Annotated in this window: 19 protein-coding genes and 1 pseudogene; 16 read left to right on the top strand and 4 right to left on the bottom strand. The window is 65.1% G+C overall.

Translation table 11 applies throughout. From position 1 onward, the window contains the following. Nucleotides 1–261 precede the first annotated feature (261 nt). The gene (locus ACOZJV_RS08235; protein WP_078473731.1) at nt 262–921 is read right to left on the bottom strand and encodes a pentapeptide repeat-containing protein; all 660 of its coding nucleotides are present in this window, start codon (nt 919–921) and stop codon (nt 262–264) included. A gap of 190 nt (nt 922–1,111) precedes the next feature. Then, on the bottom strand, nt 1,112–3,007 hold the full coding sequence (gene exaA / locus ACOZJV_RS08230; protein ID WP_078473730.1) for a quinoprotein ethanol dehydrogenase: 1,896 nt from the start codon (nt 3,005–3,007) through the stop codon (nt 1,112–1,114). A gap of 252 nt (nt 3,008–3,259) precedes the next feature. Here exaA and pedF point away from each other — a divergent pair, with 252 nt between their 5' ends. The 11 genes from pedF (at nt 3,260) to ACOZJV_RS08175 (ending at nt 15,539) form a co-directional block, all read left to right on the top strand. Continuing rightward, on the top strand, nt 3,260–3,721 hold the full coding sequence (pedF, locus tag ACOZJV_RS08225; RefSeq protein WP_020299999.1) for a cytochrome c-550 PedF: 462 nt from the start codon (nt 3,260–3,262) through the stop codon (nt 3,719–3,721). 5 nt (nt 3,722–3,726) lie between these two features. Further along, complete coding sequence (locus tag ACOZJV_RS08220; protein WP_078473729.1) at nt 3,727–4,602, top strand: substrate-binding periplasmic protein; 876 nt, start codon at nt 3,727–3,729, stop codon at nt 4,600–4,602. A 9-nt stretch (nt 4,603–4,611) separates the two neighbouring features. Beyond that, the gene (locus ACOZJV_RS08215) at nt 4,612–5,373 is read left to right on the top strand and encodes a quinoprotein dehydrogenase-associated SoxYZ-like carrier (RefSeq protein ID WP_078473728.1); all 762 of its coding nucleotides are present in this window, start codon (nt 4,612–4,614) and stop codon (nt 5,371–5,373) included. Nucleotides 5,374–5,414: 41 nt separating this feature from the next. After that, a complete protein-coding gene (locus ACOZJV_RS08210; RefSeq protein ID WP_421547310.1) occupies nt 5,415–6,344 on the top strand; it encodes a quinoprotein relay system zinc metallohydrolase 1 in 930 nt (309 codons plus the stop codon). Between the two features lie 346 nt (nt 6,345–6,690). Beyond that, nucleotides 6,691–8,463 carry a PQQ-dependent methanol/ethanol family dehydrogenase gene (locus ACOZJV_RS08205; protein WP_078473726.1) on the top strand — a complete coding sequence of 591 codons (1,773 nt, stop codon included), beginning with the start codon at nt 6,691–6,693 and terminating at the stop codon, nt 8,461–8,463. A gap of 259 nt (nt 8,464–8,722) precedes the next feature. Then, complete coding sequence (locus ACOZJV_RS08200) at nt 8,723–10,243, top strand: aldehyde dehydrogenase family protein (protein ID WP_078473725.1); 1,521 nt, start codon at nt 8,723–8,725, stop codon at nt 10,241–10,243. Between the two features lie 229 nt (nt 10,244–10,472). Next, complete coding sequence (gene pqqA, locus ACOZJV_RS08195; RefSeq protein WP_011060521.1) at nt 10,473–10,544, top strand: pyrroloquinoline quinone precursor peptide PqqA; 72 nt, start codon at nt 10,473–10,475, stop codon at nt 10,542–10,544. Nucleotides 10,545–10,608: 64 nt separating this feature from the next. Continuing rightward, nucleotides 10,609–11,523, top strand: a complete 915-nt coding sequence (gene pqqB / locus ACOZJV_RS08190) for a pyrroloquinoline quinone biosynthesis protein PqqB (RefSeq protein ID WP_421547309.1) — start codon at nt 10,609–10,611, stop codon at nt 11,521–11,523. A 233-nt stretch (nt 11,524–11,756) separates the two neighbouring features. Continuing rightward, the gene (ercA, locus tag ACOZJV_RS08185) at nt 11,757–12,920 is read left to right on the top strand and encodes an alcohol dehydrogenase-like regulatory protein ErcA (RefSeq protein ID WP_078473723.1); all 1,164 of its coding nucleotides are present in this window, start codon (nt 11,757–11,759) and stop codon (nt 12,918–12,920) included. Continuing rightward, nucleotides 12,904–14,631: a NahK/ErcS family hybrid sensor histidine kinase/response regulator gene (locus ACOZJV_RS08180; RefSeq protein WP_421547308.1), complete on the top strand. Its 1,728-nt coding sequence runs from the start codon at nt 12,904–12,906 to the stop codon at nt 14,629–14,631. The genes ercA and ACOZJV_RS08180 overlap by 17 nt, the downstream gene beginning before the upstream one ends. Before the next feature lie 65 nt (nt 14,632–14,696). Continuing rightward, nucleotides 14,697–15,539 carry a VanW family protein gene (locus ACOZJV_RS08175; protein ID WP_201130359.1) on the top strand — a complete coding sequence of 281 codons (843 nt, stop codon included), beginning with the start codon at nt 14,697–14,699 and terminating at the stop codon, nt 15,537–15,539. Here the strand turns inward: ACOZJV_RS08175 and ACOZJV_RS08170 are convergent. Then, nucleotides 15,513–16,061: a YniB family protein gene (locus ACOZJV_RS08170; protein WP_078473720.1), complete on the bottom strand. Its 549-nt coding sequence runs from the start codon at nt 16,059–16,061 to the stop codon at nt 15,513–15,515. The two genes, ACOZJV_RS08175 and ACOZJV_RS08170, sit on opposite strands and share 27 nt — an antisense overlap. Nucleotides 16,062–16,189: 128 nt before the next feature. On the opposite strand from ACOZJV_RS08170, the pseudogene ACOZJV_RS08165 reads away from it, so the two are divergent. After that, a pseudogene (locus ACOZJV_RS08165) lies at nt 16,190–16,337 on the top strand (vancomycin resistance protein); the annotation flags it as partial. Nucleotides 16,338–16,349: 12 nt separating this feature from the next. Here the strand turns inward: ACOZJV_RS08165 and ACOZJV_RS08160 are convergent. Continuing rightward, the gene (locus ACOZJV_RS08160) at nt 16,350–16,898 is read right to left on the bottom strand and encodes a YniB family protein (RefSeq protein ID WP_421547307.1); all 549 of its coding nucleotides are present in this window, start codon (nt 16,896–16,898) and stop codon (nt 16,350–16,352) included. A gap of 181 nt (nt 16,899–17,079) precedes the next feature. On the opposite strand from ACOZJV_RS08160, the gene ACOZJV_RS08155 reads away from it, so the two are divergent. The 4 genes from ACOZJV_RS08155 to ACOZJV_RS08140 all read left to right on the top strand — a co-directional run bounded on the left by ACOZJV_RS08155 (nt 17,080) and on the right by ACOZJV_RS08140 (nt 22,048). Further along, nucleotides 17,080–17,748: an ABC transporter ATP-binding protein gene (locus ACOZJV_RS08155; RefSeq protein ID WP_201130360.1), complete on the top strand. Its 669-nt coding sequence runs from the start codon at nt 17,080–17,082 to the stop codon at nt 17,746–17,748. Between the two features lies 1 nt (nt 17,749). Then, entirely contained in the window at nt 17,750–20,230 is a 2,481-nt protein-coding gene (locus ACOZJV_RS08150) for an FtsX-like permease family protein (protein WP_421547306.1), read from the top strand. Then, the gene (locus ACOZJV_RS08145; RefSeq protein ID WP_421547305.1) at nt 20,220–21,302 is read left to right on the top strand and encodes a lipocalin-like domain-containing protein; all 1,083 of its coding nucleotides are present in this window, start codon (nt 20,220–20,222) and stop codon (nt 21,300–21,302) included. Before ACOZJV_RS08150 ends, ACOZJV_RS08145 begins: the two co-directional genes overlap by 11 nt. Nucleotides 21,303–21,463: 161 nt before the next feature. Then, nucleotides 21,464–22,048, top strand: a complete 585-nt coding sequence (locus tag ACOZJV_RS08140) for a hypothetical protein (RefSeq protein ID WP_078473715.1) — start codon at nt 21,464–21,466, stop codon at nt 22,046–22,048. Nucleotides 22,049–22,254: the final 206 nt, after the last annotated feature.

Raw genomic sequence — 22,254 nt, 5'->3', positions numbered from 1 at the left:
CGGGGGCCACCCGGCCGGCCCCGGGGTTTAGCGGGGGGGGGCCGGGTTGGCCCCATCGCGGCGGCCCACGGATCAATGCCGGAGTGAGGGCATGCCGAGCCTAGGCGAGGCACCAAGTGGTGGGGCAAGAGCCCTTTGGTTACTTTGGGCTGGGCCGGCATTCCGGCTTTTCCAAAGTGACCCGCCGTAAGGGCGGAACCCATAGTCGCCACAACCGCAGCAACGGATCTGCCCCCAATCCCAAATCCCCCGACCGACCCCCTACTTATCCCAACTCCCCGGACACCCCCCACACCCCTCCATATTCGCATCCTGAAAATTCGCATAATGCTGCCGCGACCCACTCAGGTTCGCCCGCTCCAGATTACTCTCGCCAAACTTGGCCTCCTGCAGATTGGCATCCCGCAAATCCGCCCCCTGCAAATCCGCCTTGCTCAACCAGGTCATTTCCAGGTCGGCAGCCTGCAGATTGGCCTGGTGCAACTTGGCCCCGGACAACCTGGCAAATTGCAGATAGGCACCGCTCAAATTGGCGTTTTGAAACTGCGCCCCCTGGGCAAACATCCCCCAGCCCTGAATCGACATCAGCTTGGCGCCCGTGAAGTCCGCCAGGCGCAGGTTGCTCTGCTGCAAGCTGGCGCGGGTCAGGTTGGCGCCTTGCAGCTGGGCTTTTTCCAGGTTGGCCAGGTCCAGCTGGGCATGGCGCAGGTCGGCATCGCGCAGGTCGGCGCCGGCCAGGTTCATCTTGCGCAGGTCCTGGTTGGCCAGGTTGGCCCCGCGCAAGTTGGCGCCAGGGCACTGGCTGGATTCGTCGATCAGGCAACCGTTGATGGTCAGGGGGACATCGTTGCCGTCGTCGTCGACATTCACGGCGAAGGCAGGGGAGAGGGTCAGCAGCAGGGCCAGTGGCAGATAGTTCATGGTGCGGTTCTCCGGCTGGAGTGAAGGCGGGTGTGGTGAGGGCGCGGGCTGGCCGGCGCCCCGGGGCGTAGCCGTGGTGAACCCGGCCCACGCGCTATGCCTGAGCTAGCGTGTGGGCGGGTTTCGGGGCCGCTGCGCGCTGGTACGCCAGCCCGGCCCGGCGGGAGCAAGCGCCCTCGCCACACGTCGGTTAGCGCTGGGCGGTCTTGGTATCCCAGCTCGGGATCTTGAACACCCAGAACGAACCGCCTTGCGCCACCGGCTTGGTCAGCTCAGCCATGTCGCCACCCCACAGCGGTACTGCGCCGCCGTAACCCACGGTCACGCCGATGTACTGCTCGCCATCCTGTTCCCAGGTGATCGGCGGCGAAACGATGCCGCTGCCGGTCTGGAACTTCCACAGCTCCTTGCCGGTTTTCGCGTCGAAGGCCTTGAAGAAACCGTCCCCGGTGCCGGTGAACACCAGGTTGCCCTTGGTCGCCAATACCCCAGCCCACAGCGGCAGGTGTTCCTTGTGCTCCCACACCACCTTGCCGGTGGTCGGGTTCATCGCACGCAGGGTGCCGACGTGGTCGTCGTACATGCGCTTGATGCGGAACCCCATCCCCAGGTAGGCCGAGCCTTTCTTGTAGTTGACCTCCTCGGTCCAGTACTCCTCCTTCCACTGGTTGCCCGGGATGTAGAACAGCCCGGTGTCCTGGCTGTAGGCCATGGGGTTCCAGTTCTTGCCCCCCAGGAACGGCGGCGAGACTTCCACTGGCTTGCCCTTGGTTTCACCCGGCAATGGCTTGGCCGGACGCTGGCCTTCGTTTTCCACAGGGCGACCGGTCTTCAGGTCGATATGGCTGGCCCAGGTGATGTTGTCGACGAAGGGGAAGGCGTTCTGCAGTTTGCCGTTGTTGCGGTCCACGACGTAGAAGAAGCCGTTGCGGTCGGCGTGACCGGTGGCCTTGACCACCTTGCCGTCCTTGTCCTTGTAGTCGAACAGTACCAGCTCGTTGTTGCCGGAGAAGTCCCAGGCATCGTTCGGCGTGTGCTGGTAGAACCACTTGACCTCGCCGGTGCTCGGGTCGACGCCGACCTGGCCCGAGGTGTAGAGGCTGTCGTAGTCGTGGGGGTTGCCGTCTTTCGAGGTCCGGGCCCAGGTGTTCCACGGGCCGGGGTTGCCGGCGCCGACGATGATGGTGTTGGTTTCGGCATCGAAGCTCGCGCTCTGCCAGGGGGCACCGCCGCCGTGGCTCCAGGCTTCGACCTTGCCGGTTTCGGTGGTCTTGTCATCGGGCCAGGACGGCGCCTTGACGTCGCCGGTGGTGGTGCTGTCCTTGCCATTCAGGCGGCCCATGTGGCCTTCGACGAAGGGCCGCATCCACACCTCTTCACCGGTGTCCGGGTCGCGGGCGAACAGTTGGCCGACCACGCCGAATTCATCGCCGGAGCTGCCGTGGATCAGCAGCACCTTTCCGGTGACCTTGTCTTTGATCAGCACCGGGGCGCCGGTCATGGTGTAGCCGGCGCTGTGGTCGCCGAATTTCTTGTTCCACACCACTTTGCCGGTGTTTTTGTCGAGGGCGATCAGGCGCGCATCGAGGGTGCCGAAGTAGATCTTGTCACCGAAGATCGCCGCCCCGCGGTTGACCACGTCGCAGCACGGACGGATGTTGTCCGGCAGGCGGTGGTTGTAGGTCCACAGGCGCTTGCCGGTCTTGGCGTCGAGGGCGAACACCCGGGAATAGGAACCGGTGACGTAGACCACGCCGTCGCTGACGATGGCCTGGGATTCCTGGCCGCGCTGTTTTTCGTCACCGAAGGAGTAGGACCAGGCCGGGGTCAGCTTGAACACGTTCTTGTCGTTGACCTGGGCCAGGGGGCTCCAGCGCTGGGCATTGGTGCCCATGCCGTACTGCAGCACGTCCTTGGTGGTCAGGTGATCGTTGGCGATGTCTTCCCAGGTCACGTTCTTGGTGGCAGGCGCCGCCGGGGCGGTGGCGGCCACGGCGGCCGAGGTCAGCGACAGGCTGCTGACCAGCAAAAAGGCTTGCACAGACAGGGTCAGGGGCGAAAGGGCGGGTAGCGATCTTATTGTCATGGTTGCAGTTCCCAGTGGAGGTTTTGGCCTGCATAGGGTGGGTTGCCGCCGGTTTTGCAGATACGGAAAAAGTCCCGCCCTTGCCGGGAAAAGTTCCCAGGCGGCACATGATTTAGGCCCTCGCCACAAGCCCTACTACCAAGGGAGTAGGGGCCGACCACCAAAGCAGCATACGGCTGGCGCGGGGGTGTTCATAAGATGGCGGCATAGCCTCTGTAGAGAGGTCTTGCGTGCAATCTTGAGGGCATAACAATGACAACAAAACGCAACGCCTTGCTCGCGGTAGGGCTCCTGGCCGGGTTGATCAGTACCGGTGCGGTCTGGGCCCATGGCAACGTGGTGCCGCAGGCGGTGGAAACCAAAGGCCTGACCCCTGTCAAGGACGCAGGCGTGACCGTGGATGGCGACGGCTGGGCGGCGGTCAACCCGTACCGCACCTCCGCGGAACACGACAAGGCGGTGGAAATCGGCGCCTCGGCCTACAACCAGAACTGCGCGGCCTGCCATGGCCTTGAAGCCAAGTCCGGCGGTATCGCCCCTGACCTGCGCATGCTCGATGTCGGCGAAGCCGGCGATGAGTGGTTTGTCGAACGCGTGCGCCATGGCGCCGTGCGTGACGGCCGGGTGTACATGCCGAAAATGGCCGACTACCTGAGCCAGGAAGCCCTGTGGGCGGTGCGCACTTACCTGGACAGCGTGCACGTCGAGGAGTAAGCGCCATGCGCCTGTTTGCCGCGCTGTTGACCGGCCTGCTGCTGTGCTGCCAGGCGGCGCAGGCGCAGGTGCGCACCTTCGACCAGATGATCGCCGACGGCGAATTGAAGGTCGCTGTCTACAAGGACTTCGCCCCCTACAGCTTCGAGGACCAGGGCCAGGCCAAGGGAGTCGACGTCGAGTTGGCGCAAGCCTTGGCCAAGGCCCTGGGCGTACGCCTGCAACTGATCTGGGCGCCGCCCGGGGAAAAACTCGACGACGACCTGCGCGACTACATCTGGCGCGGCAGCCAGCTGCGCAACCAGCAGTTGGCCGACCTGATGATGCGCGTGCCCTACGACCATGACTACGCGCAAAAACGCAACGAGCTGGGGGAACTGAACAATGACCATGTGGTGATGTTCGGCCCGTACCAGAGCGAGTGCTGGCAGGTGGCCTATGACCGGCGCCGCCTGGACTCGGTGGCCAGCGTGGCGGTGTTCGAGCAGCACCCGATCGGGGTCGAGGTCGACAGCGTGCCGTCGTTTTACCTGACCTCGGTGTTCAACGGCATGCTCAGTGCCAAGACCCATCATTACCCCGATGTCGGCCAGGCCTTTGCCGCGATGAAAGCCGGCGAGGTGGACGCCGTCATGGCCATGCGCGGCGAGATCGACTGGCAGGTGCACCAGGCCGCCGACCCGCAACTGGCGCTCGCCGAAAACGCCTACCCGAACATGGGCAAGCAGCTGTGGGAGATCGGCATGGCGGTGCATGAAAGCAATCGCCAGCTGGCCTACGCCGTGGAAGAGGCCCTGGAAGGGCTGATCCGCGACGGCACGCTCAAGGCGCTCTACGCCGGCTACGGCCTGCGTTACGAAGTCCCGCAGATGTATCAATAGGAGCGTGTGATGAACTGGCGAGCGAGTTGGCTGCTGATCTGCTGGCTGCCCCTGGCAGGCCAGGCGGCGACGGTCGACCCGGGCAAGGACCCGGTGCCCTCGGTGATGTGGGCCTTCTACCACAAGCAGATGCTCGGCGATGCGCCCTTTGTTTTCGATGACCGGGTCAAGCTGCTGGCGCCGCCCTTTGCCGAGGATGCACGGCAGGTGCCGCTGGAGATCGACGCCCGGGCCTTCGCGGGGCAGGTGGTGAAGATCCTCGCCTGGGCCGAGCTCAACCCGTTGCCGAAGATTGTCGACTTCCAGCCCGGGCCCGGGGTACAGCCCTGGTTGTCGATCCGCATCCGTATCGAGCAGGCCACGCCGCTGCGGGCGGCGGTGCAGACCCGCGACGGCCTGTGGCACGTCGGCTCGACCCTGATCGACGCCGCCGGCGGCGGTTGTACCGCGCCCAGTGTGGTGCGCACCCAGCCCGGCTGGGAGGAGCACATCGGCGAAGTCCTGGGCGGGCGCTACCCCCGCGGCGACTCCAGCCGCCTGCGTTTGCAGGTGGCGCACCCGATGGACAACGGCATGGTCAGCGGCATCCCCGAATTCTTCCTCAACCACGCCGAACTGCAGGACGCCCAGGGCCAGGTGCTGGCGCGCCTGGAGCTGTTTCCGGCGGTCAGCGAAAACCCCAACCTGGGGTTCGACCTCGAGGGCGCCGGGCAGACCCGCCTGCTGCTGCGTGACAACAGCGGCAATGAGTTCGAGGCAGCGATTCCCTGAGCCCATTGCCGCACCCCATTCGCTGAACAAGGGAGCGCGCCATGCGCTGGATACTGCTGTTGTGCCTGAGCCTGTGCCTGCCGGCGTGGGCCGAGCTGGACTACCACCTCAAGCCCCGGCAGATCGCCGAAGGCACCTGGCTGCTTGAGGGCAGCACCGACAACTTCGCCAAGAACAATGGCGGCAATATCGTCAATACCGGGTTTATCGTCACCGACAGCGGGGTGGTGGTGATCGACAGCGGGCCTTCCCGGCGCTATGGCGAAGCCCTGCGCCGGGCAATCGCCGCGACCACCGACAAGCCGGTGATCCAGGTGCTGCTGACCCACCATCACCCGGACCATGTGCTGGGCAACCAGGCCTTCGCCGACGTGCCGATCGGCGCCCTGGCCGGCACCACCGACCTGCTGCGCCAGCAGGGCGATGCCATGGCCGAGAACATGTACCGCATGGTGGGCGACTGGATGCGCGGCACCGAGGTGGTGCTGCCGACCCAGGTGCTGGAGCCCGGCACCCTGAACATCGGTGGCCACCCGTTGCGCCTGCTGGGGTTGGGCGGGCACACCGGGGCGGACCTGGCGATCCTGGATGAAAAAACTGGGGTGTTGTTCGCCGGTGACCTGGTGTTTTACCAGCGCGCCCTGACCACCCCCAACAGCCCCGGGCTGGACGTTTGGCTCAAGGACCTGGACACCTTGCAGGGCCTGCCCTGGAAACTGATCGTCCCCGGTCACGGGCCGCTGGCCAGCGATGCCGCGCCCTTTGCCCAGATGCGCGATTACCTGGGCTGGCTCGACCAGTTGATGCGCGACGGCGCGGCCCAGGGCGATGACATGGCCGAGATGATCCGCCGCCCCATCCCCGAGCGTTTTGCCGGCATCAGCCTGAGCCGTTACGAGCTGATCCGCAGCGTCAGCCACCTGTACCCGCGTTATGAGCGGCAACAGTTGCGGCGTGTGGACACGCAGTAGTCCAGGCGCCGAGGGCTTTTTCTGTGACGAAGGTGTTGGCGCTGCTGAAGGGCTTCATGTGGCGAGGGCGCGTGCTCCCGCTGGGTTGCAAAGCAACCCCAACCCCGGCGCATGGAGTCTGCCTGATGCAACCCGTACCCAGGTTTTACGGCCGCGGCGCAGCCGAGCGGGAGCAAGCGCCCTCGCCACAGGAGTGTTCACAGCCGCGCTCTTACATTCACCCCCCACCAAGGAACTAGAAAACTCCGTACTGCGGGTAATTGTTGGGAAGCGGGCCGGGACCAAGAATCTGCGCCAGACCGGGAAAATTTCCCGGGTACAACAAAAAACCGCAGAGGTAGCCGCCATGTCCCATCCCGCACGTCGCCCGTCCTTCGCCGTGAGCCTGTTGCTCAGCGCCATGCTGCTGTCCGGTACGGCGCTGGCTGGTGTCACCGATCAGGAAATCCTCCAGGACCCGCAGAACCCCGAGCAGATCGTCACCAACGGCCTCGGGGTCCAGGGTCAGCGCTACAGCCCGCTGGACACCCTCAACGTCGACAACGTCAAGGAGCTGCGGCCGGTCTGGGCGTTTTCGTTCGGCGGCGAGAAGCAGCGCGGCCAGCAGGCCCAGCCCCTGATCAAGGACGGGGTGATGTACATGACCGGCTCCTATTCGCGGGTGTTCGCCGTGGATGCGCGCACCGGCAAGAAGCTCTGGCAATACGACGCGCGCCTGCCGGATGACATCCGCCCCTGCTGCGACGTGATCAACCGGGGCGTGGCGTTGTATGGCGACCTGGTGTTCTTCGGCACTCTGGACGCCAAGCTGGTGGCCCTGAACAAAGACACCGGCAAGGTGGTGTGGAGCAAGAAAGTCGCCGACCACAAGGAAGGCTATTCCATCAGCGCCGCCCCGATTGTGATCAACGGCAAGCTGATCACCGGGGTCGCCGGTGGCGAGTTCGGCGTGGTCGGCAAGATCGAAGCCTACGACCCGAAAAACGGCGACCTGCTGTGGACCCGGCCCACGGTCGAGGGCCATATGGGCTACGTCTACAAGGACGGCAAGGCGGTGGAGAACGGCATCTCCGGTGGCGAGGCCGGCAAGACCTGGCCCGGCGACCTGTGGAAGACCGGCGGTGCGGCGCCGTGGCTGGGGGGCTACTACGACCCGGAAACCAACCTGCTGCTGTTCGGCACCGGCAACCCGGCACCGTGGAACTCCCACCTGCGCCCCGGCGACAACCTCTACTCATCGTCGCGCCTGGCCCTGAACCCGGACGACGGCAGCATCAAATGGCACTTCCAGAGCACGCCCCACGACGGCTGGGACTATGACGGCGTCAACGAGCTGATTTCCTTCAACTACAAGGAAGGCGGCAAGGAAATCAAAGCGGCGGCCACCGCCGACCGCAACGGTTTCTTCTACGTGCTGGACCGCACCAACGGCAAGTTCATCCGCGGCTTCCCATTTGTCGACAAGATCACCTGGGCCACCGGCCTGGATAAAAACGGCCGGCCGATCTACAACGAAGCCAGCCGTCCGGGCGCCCCGGGCAGCGAGGCCAAGGGTTCTTCGGTGTTCGTCGCCCCGGCCTTCCTCGGGGCCAAGAACTGGATGCCGATGGCCTACAACCGCGACACCGGGCTGTTCTACGTGCCATCCAACGAGTGGGGGATGGACATCTGGAACGAAGGTATCGCCTACAAGAAGGGCGCGGCGTTCCTCGGTGCGGGCTTTACCATCAAGCCGCTGAATGAGGACTACATCGGCGTGCTGCGGGCCATCGACCCGGTCAGCGGCAAGGAAGTCTGGCGCCACAAGAACTACGCGCCTCTGTGGGGCGGCGTCCTGACCACCAAGGGCAACCTGGTCTTCACCGGTACCCCGGAAGGTTTCCTCCAGGCCTTCAACGCCAAGACCGGCGAGAAAGTCTGGGAGTTCCAGACCGGCTCCGGGGTCCTGGGCTCGCCCGTGACCTGGGAAATGGACGGCGAGCAATACGTCTCGGTGCTCTCCGGCTGGGGCGGCGCGGTGCCGCTGTGGGGCGGGGAAGTGGCCAAGCGCGTCAAGGACTTCAACCAGGGCGGCATGCTCTGGACCTTCAAATTGCCCAAGGCTTTGGTGAAGCAGTAGTGAGCTACAAGCTGCAAGTAACGAGCTTTTGGTGTAGCGCTTTGGATGTGCAGCAGGCGCGAGCGGCAAGCTGACTGCGTTCCGCTCCACACTTGCCGCTTGCAGCTCCAGGCTTGCAACTGGGCCGCAAGCGGCCCCGCCCTACTACCAAATAACGAGAGTCCCCCTGCCAACGGCGCATTCGTCTGGGGCCCGGGGCTCTCTACCATCGGGGTATCGCCTGTTGACCGACAGGCTTCGACCCAAGCAGAGGCCCAGCATGATCTACGCACAACCCGGAACCCCAGGCGCTGTCGTTTCCTTCAAGCCGCGCTATGGCAATTTTATCGGCGGCGAGTTCGTGGCCCCGGTCAATGGCCAGTACTTCAGCAACACCTCGCCGGTCACCGGTGAAGTGATCGCCGAATTCCCCCGCTCCAGTGCCGAAGATGTGGAAAAGGCCCTGGACGCCGCCCACGCCGCCGCTGACGCCTGGGGCAAGACCTCGGCCCAGGACCGCTCCCTGGTGCTGCTGAAAATCGCCGACCGTATCGAGCAGAACCTGGAGATCCTGGCGATCACCGAAACCTGGGACAACGGCAAGGCCGTCCGCGAAACCCTGAATGCCGACGTGCCCCTGGCTGCCGACCATTTCCGCTATTTCGCCGGTTGCATCCGCGCCCAGGAAGGTTCGGCCGCCGAGATCAACGAACACACTGCCGCCTATCATTTTCACGAGCCCCTGGGCGTGGTCGGGCAGATCATCCCGTGGAACTTCCCGCTGCTGATGGCCGCCTGGAAACTCGCCCCGGCCCTGGCCGCCGGCAACTGCGTGGTGCTCAAGCCGGCCGAGCAGACGCCGCTGTCGATCATGGTGTTCGCCGAGCTGATTGCCGACCTGTTGCCGGCCGGGGTGCTGAACATCGTCCAGGGCTTTGGTCGCGAAGCGGGCGAGGCCCTGGCCACCAGCACGCGTATCGCCAAGATCGCCTTCACCGGCTCCACGCCGGTGGGCTCGCACATCATGAAATGCGCGGCCGAGAACATCATTCCGTCCACCGTGGAACTGGGCGGAAAATCACCGAACATCTTCTTCGAAGACATCATGCAGGCCGAGCCGCAGTTTATTGAAAAGGCTGCCGAAGGCCTGGTGCTGGCGTTCTTCAACCAGGGCGAAGTCTGCACCTGCCCGTCGCGGGCGCTGGTCCAGGAGTCGATCTACGAACCCTTCATGGCTGAAGTCATGAAGAAGATCGTCAAGATCAAGCGCGGCAACCCGCTGGACACCGAAACCATGGTCGGTGCCCAGGCGTCGGAACAGCAGTACGACAAGATTCTCTCGTACCTGAAAATCGCCCAGGAGGAGGGCGCCGAGCTGCTCACCGGAGGCGCTGCCGAGCACCTGGAGGGCGACCTCTCCAGCGGCTATTACATCCAGCCGACCCTGCTCAAGGGCCACAACAAAATGCGCGTGTTCCAGGAAGAAATCTTCGGCCCGGTGGTGGGCGTGACCACCTTCAAGGACGAAGCCGAAGCCCTGGCGATTGCCAACGACAGCGAGTTCGGCCTCGGTGCCGGCCTCTGGACCCGCGACATCAACCGCGCGTACCGCATGGGCCGGGCGATCAAGGCCGGTCGCGTGTGGACCAACTGCTACCACCTGTACCCGGCCCACGCCGCGTTCGGTGGCTACAAGAAGTCCGGCGTGGGTCGGGAGAACCACAAAATGATGCTCGACCACTACCAGCAGACCAAAAACCTGCTGGTGAGCTACGACATCAATCCCCTGGGCTTTTTCTAAAAGCCAGGGTCGTAGCAGGGCAGTTGGGTGCTGCCTCGCTCCGACCTGGAGGAACACAATAAAACGGCGCGACGTCTTGGGTGGACGCCGCGCCGTTTTGCGTTGCCCCCCAACCTCATCCCCTACCAACGCACCCCGCCAGCTTGTCCCAAAGTAGCATTCGGCCCCGTTGCCCCCCGTGCATTAATGCCTCTACCGGAATCGCCCGGCACAAGAAGAGGATTGACCCATGTGGCATAAACCCGCGTACACCGATCTGCGTATTGGCTTCGAAGTGACCATGTATTTCGCCAACCGCTGATGCGTTCCGCTCCGGTCAATCGTCTGCGTTGGCCGGAGTCTTCCTCGATTCCGGGAGCTTGCCCATGCATATCCGCATTCTTGGTTCCGCGGCCGGTGGCGGCTTCCCGCAGTGGAACTGCAACTGCCGCAACTGCGCCGGCGTGCGCGACGGCAGCGTGCGCGCCCTGCGCCGTACCCAATCCTCGATTGCCCTGAGCGACAACGGCGTCGACTGGATCCTGTGCAACGCCTCGCCGGACATCCGCGCCCAACTCGAATCCTTCCCGGCCCTGCAACCGGCGCGGCAGCTGCGGGACACGGCGATTGCCGGGGTCGTCCTGCTGGACAGCCAGATCGATCACTGCACCGGCCTGCTCAGCCTGCGCGAAGGCTGCCCGCATCAGGTCTGGTGCACCGAGATGGTCCATCAGGACCTGAGCAGCGGCTTCCCCTTGTTCAACATGCTCAGTCACTGGAACGGCGGCCTCGACTGGCAGCCGATCGATCTCTCGGGCGAGGCCTTCAGCGTCCCGGCCTGCGAGCACCTGCGGTTGCGGGCAATCCCCTTGCGCAGCAGCGCGCCGCCCTATTCGCCGCACCGGGGCAACCCGCACCCGGGGGACAACATCGGCCTGTTTGTCGAGGACCTGCGCAGCGGCGGCACCTTGTTTTATGCGCCGGGCCTGGGCCAGGTAGACCCGGAGCTGCTGGGCTGGATGCGCCGCGCCGACTGCCTGCTGGTGGATGGCACGCTGTGGCGCGACGATGAAATGCGCGTCTGCGAAGTCGGCGACAAACTGGGCAGTGAAATGGGTCACCTGGCACAAAGCGGCCCTGGCGGCATGCTCGAACTGCTAGACGGCTTTGCGAGGGCGCGCAAGGTGCTGATTCATATCAACAACACCAACCCGATCCTCGATGAGGACTCCGCCGAACGGGCGCTGCTCGACAGGCGCGGGATCGAGGTCGCGTTCGATGGGATGGACATTCACCTCTGAGCCCCTGCTGTAGCCGCTGCCGCAGGCTCGGGAACCACCGCAGTTCCACGGCGTGCTTCAGGGCCGGCGCAGCCTCGCCGGCTCGGCAGCGGCGACAGGCATTGGGTGGTGTTCGAACTGCCACGGCGTAGGTCAGGCAGCGGCTACAGGGGTACCCGATGGTCGGATTGCATTCGCAGCGGGATGCTTTAGGCTGGCGTTCATCTTCCAGAACAACAAGAAACAGGCTTCCCATGGGCCAGAATCTCAGTCTGCTGCGTAAATTCGTTTCCCCGGAAATCATCTTCGGTGCCGGCTGTCGGCACAACGTCGGCAACTATGCCAAGACCTTCGGTGCGCGCAAGGTGCTGGTGGTCAGTGACCCCGGGGTGATCGCCGCCGGTTGGGTGGCCGATATCGAGGCCAGCCTGCAGGCCCAGGGCGTCGACTATTGCCTGTACAGCGCGGTCTCGCCCAACCCTCGGGTGGAAGAGGTGATGCTGGGCGCCGAGATCTACCGCGAGAACGGCTGCGACGTGATCGTCGCGGTCGGCGGCGGCAGCCCGATGGATTGCGGCAAGGCCATCGGCATCGTCGTCGCCCACGGGCGCAGCATCCTTGAGTTCGAAGGCGTGGACATGATCCGCGTGCCGAGCCCGCCGCTGATCCTGGTGCCCACCACGGCCGGCACCTCGGCCGATGTGTCGCAGTTCGTGATCATCTCCAACCAGCAGGAACGGATGAAGTTCTCTATCGTCAGCAAGGCGGTGGTGCCGGATGTGTCGCTGATCGACCCGGAAACCACCCTGAGCATGGACCCGTTCCTCTCCGCCTGTACCGGCATCGATGCCCTGGTGCATGCCATTGAAGCCTTTGTCTCCACCGGCCACGGTCCACTGACCGACCCCCACGCGCTGGAGGCGATGCGCCTGATCAACGGCAACCTGGTGCAGATGATCGCCAACCCGACCGACATCGCTCTGCGGGAAAAAATCATGCTCGGCAGCATGCAGGCCGGCCTGGCGTTTTCCAACGCCATCCTGGGCGCGGTGCACGCCATGTCCCACAGCCTCGGCGGCTTCCTCGACCTGCCTCACGGCTTGTGCAACGCGGTGCTGGTAGAGCACGTGGTGGCCTTCAACTACAGCTCGGCCCCGGAGCGTTTCAAGGTGATTGCCGAGACCTTCGGCATCGACTGTCGCGGCCTCAACCATCGGCAGATCTGCGGGCGTTTGGTCGAACACCTGATCGCCCTCAAGCACGCCATCGGCTTCCACGAAACCCTGGGCCTGCACGGCGTGCGCACCGCGGATATTCCGTTCCTCTCGGAGCACGCCATGGATGACCCGTGCATCCTCACCAACCCGCGGGAATCGAGCCAGCGTGACGTCGAGGTCGTGTATGGCGAAGCGCTCTGAGGAGCAGCAACGCGCCCTCGCCGGACTGCTGGGGCTGGGCAACCACTCGGCGCGCAAGAGTCACTACCCGGAGCTGGCGGCGCGCCTGGACGACCTGGAAGCCGAGCGCAACCGCTACAAATGGCTGTTCGAGAACGCCGTGCATGGCGTGTTCCAGGGCAGCCTGCTGCAAGGCATGCGCGCCGCCAACCCGGCCCTGGCGCGGATGCTCGGTTATCAGGACCCGCAGGAGGTGCTGTTTTCCCTGGCGGACCTGGCCGGCAACCTGTTTGTCGGCGGTGCCCCGGAGCTGGAAGCCATAGGCGAAATGCTGCAACGCCAGCGCAGCCTGCTGGGCTATGAAACCCAGCTGCGGCGCAAGGACGGCAGCAGCATCGATGTGCTGATGAACCTGTTGCTCAAGCCGGACCAGGATGAACTGGTGGAAGGCTTCGTCGCCGATATCACCGAGCGCAAACTGGCCCAGCAGCGCCTGCAACAACTCAATGACCAGCTTGAACAACGGGTCGCGGCACGCACCGACGAACTGCTGGAGGCCAACCGTAACCTGCAGCAGCAGATCGCCCAGCGGGAACAGGTCGAACAGGCCCTGCGCGATGCCCGGGACGCCGCGCAAGCCGCCAACCGCAGCAAGGACAAATACCTGGCCGCCGCCAGCCATGACCTGCTGCAACCCTTGAATGCCGCGCGGCTGCTGATTTCCACCCTGCGTGAACGCCAGTTGCCCGCTGCCGAAAAGGTGCTGGTGGAGCGTACGCACCAGGCCCTGGAAGGCGCCGAAGATCTGCTCACCGATCTGCTGGATATCTCCAAGCTCGACCAGGCCGCGGTCAAGCCGGATGTGGCGCTGTACCGCCTGGATGAACTGCTGGCGCCGCTGGTCTCGGAATTCCAGTCGGTGGCCGAGGCGACCGGGCTCGATTTGCGCGCGCGCATCGGTGATTTCGCGATGCGCACCGACCTGCGGCTGATGACGCGCATCTTGCGCAACTTCCTCAGCAACGCCTGCCGCTATACCGAGCGCGGCAGCATCCTGCTCGGTGCCCGCCGACGTGGGGCCATGCTGCGCCTGGAGGTCTGGGACACCGGCCGCGGTATTGCTGCCGATCGCCTGGACTCGATCTTCCTCGAATTCAACCAGCTGGATGTCGGCCGCGCGGCCGATCGCAAGGGCGTCGGCCTGGGCCTGGCGATTGTCGAGCGCATTGCCAAGATCCTCGGCTACCCGGTTTTGGTGCGTTCCCAGCCAGGGCGCGGCTCGGTGTTCAGCATCGATGTGCCGCTGTCTGGCGAAGTGCCGCTGCCCATCAGCCTGGCCATGCCGCAGCCGAGCACCGGCAACCCGTTGCCGGGCCGACGCCTGCTGGTGCTGGACAACGAAGTCAGCATCCTGGAAAGCATGGCCGCGCTGCTCGGGCAGTGGGGTTGCGAGGTGCTGACCGCGACCGACGAGGCGGGGGCACTGGAGGTTCTGCAAGGGCGGGCGCCGGAGCTGATCCTGGCGGACTTCCACCTCGATCACGGGGTCATAGGGTGCGAGGTGGTGCACAACCTGCGGGAACATTTCCGTTTGCCGCTGCCAGCGGTGATCATCACCGCCGACCGCAGCGACCAGTGCCGCCGCGCCCTGCAACAGCTCGGCGCGCCGCTGCTGAACAAACCGGTCAAGCCGGGCAAGCTGCGGGCGGTGCTCAGCCAACTGCTGGGCTAGGCTGCGCCGGGCGCTGCCGTTAAGATGCCGCAGTTTTTTCACGGACGAAGGCTGCGGGCCAATCGATGAAACCCCTGTCGCTGTATCACCCGCTCCTGTACTGGCTACGGGTCCGGCAAAAACGCCTGGTGCGGCACCTGGCCTGGCGCTTTGGCCGCCGGCGTTATGCGCGCCCCGAGGCGGGCAGCGAGCGCCTGGCGTACCGCTATATCAAGCACACCTCGAAACTGATCCGCAAACTGGGCGACTCCGACCTGGCCCTGCAGCACAACAAGGTGATCAACCTGCGGCTGGCGGTGGCCAGTATCGATGGGGTGCGCATTGCCCCGGGCGAGTACTTTTCGTTTTGCCGCCTGGTCGGTCGCCCAAGCCGCGAGCGGGGGTTTGTCGAAGGCATGGAGCTGTCGTTCGGCGAGGCGCGCAGCGGCATCGGTGGTGGCATCTGCCAGTTGAGCAACCTGATTCACTGGATGGCGATCCACTCGCCGCTGGTGGTGGTCGAGCGTTCCAACCACAGCTTCGACCCCTTTCCCGACGAGGGCCGGGTGCTGCCATTCGGCTCGGGGGCGGCGATCTTCTACAACTACATCGACCTGGTGCTGCATAACCCGAGCACAAGCACCTTCCAGCTCAAGTTGAAGGTCGGCGAGTCTCAGCTTGAAGGCGAGCTGCTGTGCGAGCAGCCGCGGGATTTCAATTACCACATCTACCAGCGCGGCCATCGCTTCACTCGCGAGGGCAGCCGGGTGCTGCGTGAGAACGAGATCTGGCGCGATGTGCTGACCAAGGGCCAGAACCCGCAGTTGGAGCGCCGGGAGTTGCTGTACCGCAACCGGGTCGTGGTCAAGTACCCGGTGGCGGACGAGCTGCTGGACCCGCCGTTACAGGACCCGCAGCGTCCACAGTAGGCCGAGGAAGACCACCGCGATGCCCAGGGGCAGCACGTACAGCAGGCGCGCCTGGGAAAAGAACGAAGGCACGTCGCCGATCAGGGTCGAGTCCTCCAACTGCTGGCGGGTCATCACCGGCACGCCGTCCTGCGCCGGGGCGCTGAGCTGGGCCTCGATATGGGGTTCGACGGCCGCCACTTTGCGCATCAGTGCCCGGCCCGAGGCGAACAGTGCGGCACCGACGAAGATCAGCAGGTAAATCACCAGGTATTTCCAGTGTTGCGAACTGTTGAGCCGAATGAAATCCGGGACCGGGCTGTTACTCCAGAACCAGTCCAGGGGCCGGGTGTTTTCGTAGAGCCAGTACATGAAGTTCTTGATCGGCCGGTTGATGGTGCCGGCCATGGCGGTGTAGTCGTCCAGGCGCCACTTGAACATCTGCAGGGTGGAAAACACGGTGGAGATCAAGGCGCCAGTGAACATCAGTGCACCTACGCCGATGAACAGCCGGTATTTCAATTGGGCGCGGGTGTAGTTCATGTGTGCTTCCTGCCATGAAGAAAAGGGGCGCAATACTATATTCCGCCGCGCCTGGCCGATAGGGGCGGCGCGGGTTGATGGGCGCTCAGGCATTGACTGCCTGGAGCGGCGAAGGTTTCAGCGCCACGCACACCTCGAAACTGATCCGGAAGCTGGGTGACTCCGACCTGGCCCTGCCGCACAACAAGGTGATCAACCTGCGGCTGGCGCTGGCCAGTAGCGATGGGGCGCATTGCCCCGGGCGAGTACGTTTCGTTCCGCCGGCTGGTCGGTCGCCAGCGTCGGGCATCAGATGATGCCCAGCATCCACAGTAGGCCCAGGTAGACCGCCGCGGCGCCCAGCGGCCAGACCACAAGCAGGCGGACCTGGCTGAAGAACGACGGAGCCTTGTCCACCAGGGTCGAGTCTTCCAGCTGTTGCAGGGTCTTGGCCGGTACGCCTTCCTCCACCGGGGCCTTGAGCTGGGCTTCGATCAGCGGCTCGACTGCTTCGACCTTGCGCATCATTCCCCGGCCCGTAGCGAACAGCGCCGCGCCGACGAAGATCAGCAGGTAGATCAGCAAAAATTTCCAGTGGGACGGGTAGCTCAGGTCGATGAAACTGGGTGTCGGGCTGTTGTCCCAGAACCAGTTCAGCGCCTGGGTGTTGTCGTTGACCAGGTACACGAAGTACTTGATCGGGCGATTGATAGTCGAGGCCATGGTGGTGTAGCTGTCCAGGCGCCAATAGAGCATTTTCAGGGTAGAGAAAAAGGTCGAGATCAAAGCGCCGGTAAACAACAGTGCGCCTGCGGCGATGTACAGCCGGTACTGCAATTGGACCCTGGTGTAGGTCATGGATGCTTCCTGCAATGAAAAAAGGGCTGCAATACTATATTCCGCCGCGCCAGGCCGATAGGGGCGGCGCGGGTTGATGGGCGCTCAGGCATTGACTGCCTGGAGCGGCGAATGTTTCAACCGGCCTCGGGCGCTGCACGCGCTATCCTTGGGCCTCATCTTCGGTCGGACGATTCAGCCCATGCTCGATGTACAAGGAGTGTTCAAGAGTTACGCCACGCCCCAGGGGCCGTTGGCGGTGCTGCAGGGTGTCGACTTGCAACTGGGGCAGGGCGGCAGCCTGGCGCTGATGGGTGAGTCGGGCAGCGGCAAGAGCACCTTGCTGCACCTGGTGGCGGGGCTGGATCAGGTTGATCGCGGCAGCATTCGCGTTGGCGGGCAGCCGCTGGAGCGCATGAACGAACACCAGCTGGCCAACTGGCGCCGCACGGAAGTGGGCCTGGTGTTCCAGCAGTTCAACCTGATCGGCAGCCTGCGGGTTGACGACAACCTGGCGTTCCAGGCGCGCCTGGCCGGGCGTTTCGATCCGCGCTGGCAGGCGCAATTGGTGGAGCGCCTGGGCCTGGGCGAGTTGCTGCGGCGCTACCCGGAGCAGTTGTCCGGTGGCCAGCAGCAACGGGTCGCCCTCGGCCGCGCGCTGGCGTCCAGGCCTGGCCTGCTGCTGGCCGACGAACCCACCGGCAGCCTCGACGAAGCCACCAGCGACGAAGTGCTGCAGCTGTTGCTCGACCTGCTGGCCGACAGCCCCACCAGCCTGCTGATGGTTACCCACAGTCAGCGGGTCGCGAGCCGCCTGGGGCAGATTGTGCTGTTGCACGGCGGACGCCTGGCCGACCCGGACGGGCACTGAGATGGGGGTCTTCACAGGCGCCCTGGGCGCGCTGCTCAGCCATTGGCGGCGGCACCCGGTGCAGTTCTTCAGTGTGCTGACTGGTTTGTGGCTGGCCACCAGCCTGCTGACCGGAGTCCTGGCGCTCAACAGCCAGGCCCGTGACAGCTACGCCCGGGCCAGCCAACTGATCGGCGGCGAGCCCCAGGCCAGTCTGGGCACGGCCAGCGCCGGCAACTTTACTCAAGCCTGGTTCGTCAGCCTGCGCCGTGCCGGTTGGCCGGTATCGCCCGTGCTGCAAGGGCGCATTACGCTCAAGGAACATCCGCAGGTGCGCCTGCAATTGATGGGGATCGAGCCGCTGTCGCTGCCGGCCGGGGCCGCGGTGGCCGGCAAGGCCCTGGACCTGCGGCAGATCGTCGACTTTTTCGGCCCGCCCGGGCGCACCTGGGTCGCGCCGCAGACCCTGGCTGCCCTGGGTTATCACGAGGGCCAGCAGCCGCAGACGGCGGATGGCCAGGTGCTGCCGCCGTTGCACAGCCAGGCCGACATGGCCCCGGGCATGCTGTTGCTGGATATCGGTTTTGCCCAGGCCTTGCTGGGCCAGCCGGGGCAAGTATCGCGGCTGCTGTTGCCCCGGGACTTCGCCGCCCATGCACCGCCGTTGCCCGCCGAGCTGGCCGGGCAGTTGCGGCTCAAGCAGGGCGCCGATGAGAGCGACTTGTCGCGCCTGACCGAAAGCTTTCACCTCAACCTCAATGCCCTGGGCTTTCTGTCGTTTGTGGTCGGGCTGTTTATCGTCCACGCCGCCATCGGCCTGGCCCTGGAGCAGCGCCGCAGCCTGCTGCGAACCTTGCGTGCCTGCGGTGTCAGCGCGCGGATGCTGATCTTCTGCCTGGCGGTGGAGCTGGGCGGCCTGGCGCTGCTGGGCGGGATTGCCGGGGTGGCCAGCGGTTACCTGCTGGCGGGGTGGTTGCTGCCGGATGTCGCTGCCAGCCTGCGCGGGCTGTACGGCGCCGAGGTGGCGGGGCAATTGAACCTGAGCCCCGGGTGGTGGCTGAGCGGCATCGGCCTGAGCCTGTTGGGGGCCTTGCTTGCCGGCGGCAACAGCCTGCTGCGTGCCGCGCGCCTGCCGCTGCTGGCCCTGGCCAACCCCCAGGCCTGGCATCAGGCCCACGCCCGCTGGCTGCGGCGCCAGGGCCGGGTCGCCGCCCTGGCGTTGGCCGTGGCGGGCGCGGCCTGGTGGCTGGGCGACAGCCTGAGCAGCGGCTTTGTACTGATGGCGGCCTTGCTGCTGGGGGCGGCCCTGGGATTGCCGGTGCTGCTCGATGCCTTGCTCGGCGGCCTGCTGGGGCGCAGTCGCTCGGTACTGGGGCAGTGGTTTTTCGCCGATTGCCGTCAGCAACTGCCGGCACTGAGCCTGGCGTTGATGGCGCTGCTGCTGGCCCTGGCGGCCAATATCGGCGCCGGCAGCATGACGTCGGGCTTTCGCCAGACCTTCACTGACTGGCTCGAACAGCGCCTGACCGCCGAGCTGTACCTCAACCCCCAAAGCCCGGCCCAGGCCCGGGAGCTGCAGCAGTGGCTGCCCGCGCAGCCGGAAGTAAAAGCGCTGCTGCCCAGCTGGCTGGTGCCGTTGCAATTGCAGGGCTGGCCGGCGGAGCTGTACGGGGTCATCGACCATCCAACCTACCGCCAGCACTGGCCGCTGCTGGAAGCCCTGGGCGAGCAGCCCTGGGACCAGTTGGCCCGGGACGACAGCCTGATGCTCAGCGAACAGCTGGCGCGTCGGCTCAAGGTGCGCGTCGGCGACCGCTTGCCGATCCCGGTGCCCGAAGGCCAATGGGCGCCGCAGGTGGTGGGGATCTACGCCGACTACGGCAACCCCAAGGGCCATATCCTGGTCAACGCCGGGCACCTGTTGCAGCACTGGCCGCAACTGACGCCGAGCCGTTTCAACCTGAGGATCGAGCCGTCGGCCATCGGCCCCCTGGTCAGCCGCTTGCACCAGCAGTTTGCCCTCGACGACAGCCGGATCATCGATCAGGTGCAACTCAAGGGCTGGTCGAGCCAGGTCTTCGAGCGCACCTTCGCCGCCACGGCAGCCCTCAACAGCCTGACCCTGGGGGTGGCCGGCGTGGCGCTGTTTATCAGCCTGCTGACCCAGAGCCAGAGCCGCCTGGGCCAGTTGGCGCCGCTGTGGGCTCTGGGCGTGACCCGGCGCCAACTGATGCTGCTCAACCTGGGCCAGACCTGGCTGCTGGCGGTGCTGACCCTGGTCCTGGCACTGCCCCTGGGCATCGCCCTGGCCTGGTGCCTGGACACCGTGATCAACGTCCAGGCCTTCGGCTGGCGCCTGCCGTTGCGGGTGTTTCCATGGCAGTTGCTGCAACTGCTGGGGCTGGCGCTGCTGGCCACCTTGCTGGCGTCGGCCTGGCCGCTGTTCACGCTTTACCGCACGCAACCTGTGGACCTGCTGAGGACGTTTGCCGATGAGCATTGATCGGGCATGCCGCCTGTTGCTGGTGTTGAGCCTGTGCCTGGGCGGTTGTGATCAGCCCGCTGCACCGCAACAGGGCTTCGCCGGGCTGGGCAACCAGGCGGCCGACTTCGCCCAGGTGGTGCCGGGCCGCACGTTCGGGTTTCCCGCCGATCACGGCGCCCATGAGGGGTTTCGCATCGAATGGTGGTACCTCACCGCCGATCTGGTGGACCCTCAAGGCCAGCACTTCGGCGTGCAATGGACGCTGTTTCGCAGCGCCTTGCGGCCCGGCCCCGAGCAGCCCGGCTGGGGCGCGCCGGTGGTGTGGCTGGGGCACGCGGCGGCTACGTCGGCCGACGCCCATCACGCCGCCGAGCGTTTGGCCCGGGGCGGGGTGGGCCAGGCCGGGGTCAGTGCCCAGCCGTTCCAGGCCTGGATCGACGACTGGAGCCTGCGCAGCCTCACGCCCGTCGGCGATCCCCTGGCCCACCTGCAGGTGCAGGCCAGCGGGCCGGGCTTTGCCTACCAATTGCAATTGCGCGCCAGCCAGCCGTTGGTGTTGCAGGGCGAGGGCGGCTACAGCCGCAAGTCGGAGCAGGGCCAGGCCTCCTATTACTACAGCCAGCCGTTTTTCCAGGCGGCGGGCAGCTTGCAGATCGATGGCAAGACCTATCAGGTCAGCGGCCCGGCCTGGCTCGACCGCGAGTGGAGCAGCCAGCCACTGGCGGCCGGGCAGAGCGGTTGGGACTGGTTCTCGCTGCACCTGGACAGTGGCGTGCGGCTGATGCTGTTTCGGGTTCGGGAGAACGATCGGGAGCCGTACCTGACCGGCACCTGGATCAGCGCCGATGGCCGCACCCAGACCTTGCACAAGGATGATATCGAACTGCTGCCCCTGGACCTGACCCGGGTCGCCGGTCGCGACTTGCCAACCCGCTGGCAGCTGAAAATTCGCTCCAGGGGCCTGGATATCAGCACCCAGGCACTGAATCCCAAGGCCTGGATGAACCTGAGCATTCCTTACTGGGAGGGACCGGTACGCCTCAGTGGCAGCCATGGCGGCAGCGGTTACCTGGAAATGACCGGCTACTGAGGTCGCGGCAAAATCGGGCGCCGGGTGTGGCGTGCAGTGGGTGGCCGGGATGACGACCTGGCGGGCGCACTCGCCAGCAGCGTCTATGCTCATGCCCCACGCCTGATCGAACACCTCGATTGGCGGTCGGTTTTGTTTTCAACCACAAGGAATGTAGCCCTATGAAACTGCACACTTTAACCAAGGCCATTGCCCTGGCCACTCTGCTGTCAGCCGCCAGCCTCAGTGCCCATGCGGCGGATATCCCGCTGGCTGGCGCGGTGGAAGCCGATGAGGTGGTGACCAAGGTCCTGTCCGTGGATGCGGCCAAGCACCAGGTGGTTCTGGAAGGCGCAGGCGGCAAGCCGGTGCATGTGCAACTCAGTGACCAGGCCAAGGACCTGGGCAACCTCAAGGTGGGCGATCAGGTCAAGGTCCTGGTCACCCATTCGGTGGTCGCCGTGCTCGACACCCAGGTGGATAAAGGCGCGCCGGATGCCAGCGAAAGCAGCGGGGTGATCCGTGCCACCAAGGACAACCCCAATCCGGGTGGCGAGGCCTATCGCCAGGTCCAGGTGCAGCTGAAAATCACCGCCATCGACCTGAAGAAAAACCAACTGACATTCGAAGGCCCGGCCGGCAATAAAAAGGTCGTGAGCGTCGAGAAGCCGGAAGTCCAGGCCCGCCTCAAGGACCTCAAGGTCGGCCAGAGCGTGGTGGTGACTTACACCGACGTGCTCAAGGTCACCAGCGAGCATGAAAGCTGATCGAGGTTTGTCGCCGCACCCGGTTCGGTTTGAGGCGCAATGGGTGTCTCAAATCGAACATTCAGCGCGGTGATTGTGTGCAGATTTGTTCAGAATCTGTGCACGGACTTTTTTCGGACGTTCGATTAAAATAGCCCCCGTTCGCCCGGTGCAAAGGCTCTTTACCAGTGCATGGATTGCCGAGGCCAAAGCACTGGGCGAACACC

The organism is Pseudomonas sp. QD4 (assembly GCF_049199125.1).
Lineage (GTDB): Bacteria > Pseudomonadota > Gammaproteobacteria > Pseudomonadales > Pseudomonadaceae > Aquipseudomonas.
Note: the sequence above shows the minus strand (reverse complement) of the source record. Positions and strands in the feature narration are given on the sequence as shown.

Excerpts from the sequence above, each read along its gene's own strand:
- ACOZJV_RS08235 (WP_078473731.1), bottom strand. The coding sequence starts at position 921 with ATGAACTATCTGCCACTGGCCCTGCTGCTGACCCTCTCCCCTGCCTTC.
- exaA (WP_078473730.1), bottom strand. The coding sequence starts at position 3,007 with ATGACAATAAGATCGCTACCCGCCCTTTCGCCCCTGACCCTGTCTGTG.
- pedF (WP_020299999.1), top strand. The coding sequence starts at position 3,260 with ATGACAACAAAACGCAACGCCTTGCTCGCGGTAGGGCTCCTGGCCGGG.
- ACOZJV_RS08220 (WP_078473729.1), top strand. The coding sequence starts at position 3,727 with ATGCGCCTGTTTGCCGCGCTGTTGACCGGCCTGCTGCTGTGCTGCCAG.
- ACOZJV_RS08215 (WP_078473728.1), top strand. The coding sequence starts at position 4,612 with ATGAACTGGCGAGCGAGTTGGCTGCTGATCTGCTGGCTGCCCCTGGCA.
- ACOZJV_RS08210 (WP_421547310.1), top strand. The coding sequence starts at position 5,415 with ATGCGCTGGATACTGCTGTTGTGCCTGAGCCTGTGCCTGCCGGCGTGG.
- ACOZJV_RS08205 (WP_078473726.1), top strand. The coding sequence starts at position 6,691 with ATGTCCCATCCCGCACGTCGCCCGTCCTTCGCCGTGAGCCTGTTGCTC.
- ACOZJV_RS08200 (WP_078473725.1), top strand. The coding sequence starts at position 8,723 with ATGATCTACGCACAACCCGGAACCCCAGGCGCTGTCGTTTCCTTCAAG.
- pqqB (WP_421547309.1), top strand. The coding sequence starts at position 10,609 with ATGCATATCCGCATTCTTGGTTCCGCGGCCGGTGGCGGCTTCCCGCAG.
- ercA (WP_078473723.1), top strand. The coding sequence starts at position 11,757 with ATGGGCCAGAATCTCAGTCTGCTGCGTAAATTCGTTTCCCCGGAAATC.
- ACOZJV_RS08180 (WP_421547308.1), top strand. The coding sequence starts at position 12,904 with ATGGCGAAGCGCTCTGAGGAGCAGCAACGCGCCCTCGCCGGACTGCTG.
- ACOZJV_RS08175 (WP_201130359.1), top strand. The coding sequence starts at position 14,697 with ATGAAACCCCTGTCGCTGTATCACCCGCTCCTGTACTGGCTACGGGTC.
- ACOZJV_RS08170 (WP_078473720.1), bottom strand. The coding sequence starts at position 16,061 with ATGAACTACACCCGCGCCCAATTGAAATACCGGCTGTTCATCGGCGTA.
- ACOZJV_RS08160 (WP_421547307.1), bottom strand. The coding sequence starts at position 16,898 with ATGACCTACACCAGGGTCCAATTGCAGTACCGGCTGTACATCGCCGCA.
- ACOZJV_RS08155 (WP_201130360.1), top strand. The coding sequence starts at position 17,080 with ATGCTCGATGTACAAGGAGTGTTCAAGAGTTACGCCACGCCCCAGGGG.
- ACOZJV_RS08150 (WP_421547306.1), top strand. The coding sequence starts at position 17,750 with ATGGGGGTCTTCACAGGCGCCCTGGGCGCGCTGCTCAGCCATTGGCGG.
- ACOZJV_RS08145 (WP_421547305.1), top strand. The coding sequence starts at position 20,220 with ATGAGCATTGATCGGGCATGCCGCCTGTTGCTGGTGTTGAGCCTGTGC.
- ACOZJV_RS08140 (WP_078473715.1), top strand. The coding sequence starts at position 21,464 with ATGAAACTGCACACTTTAACCAAGGCCATTGCCCTGGCCACTCTGCTG.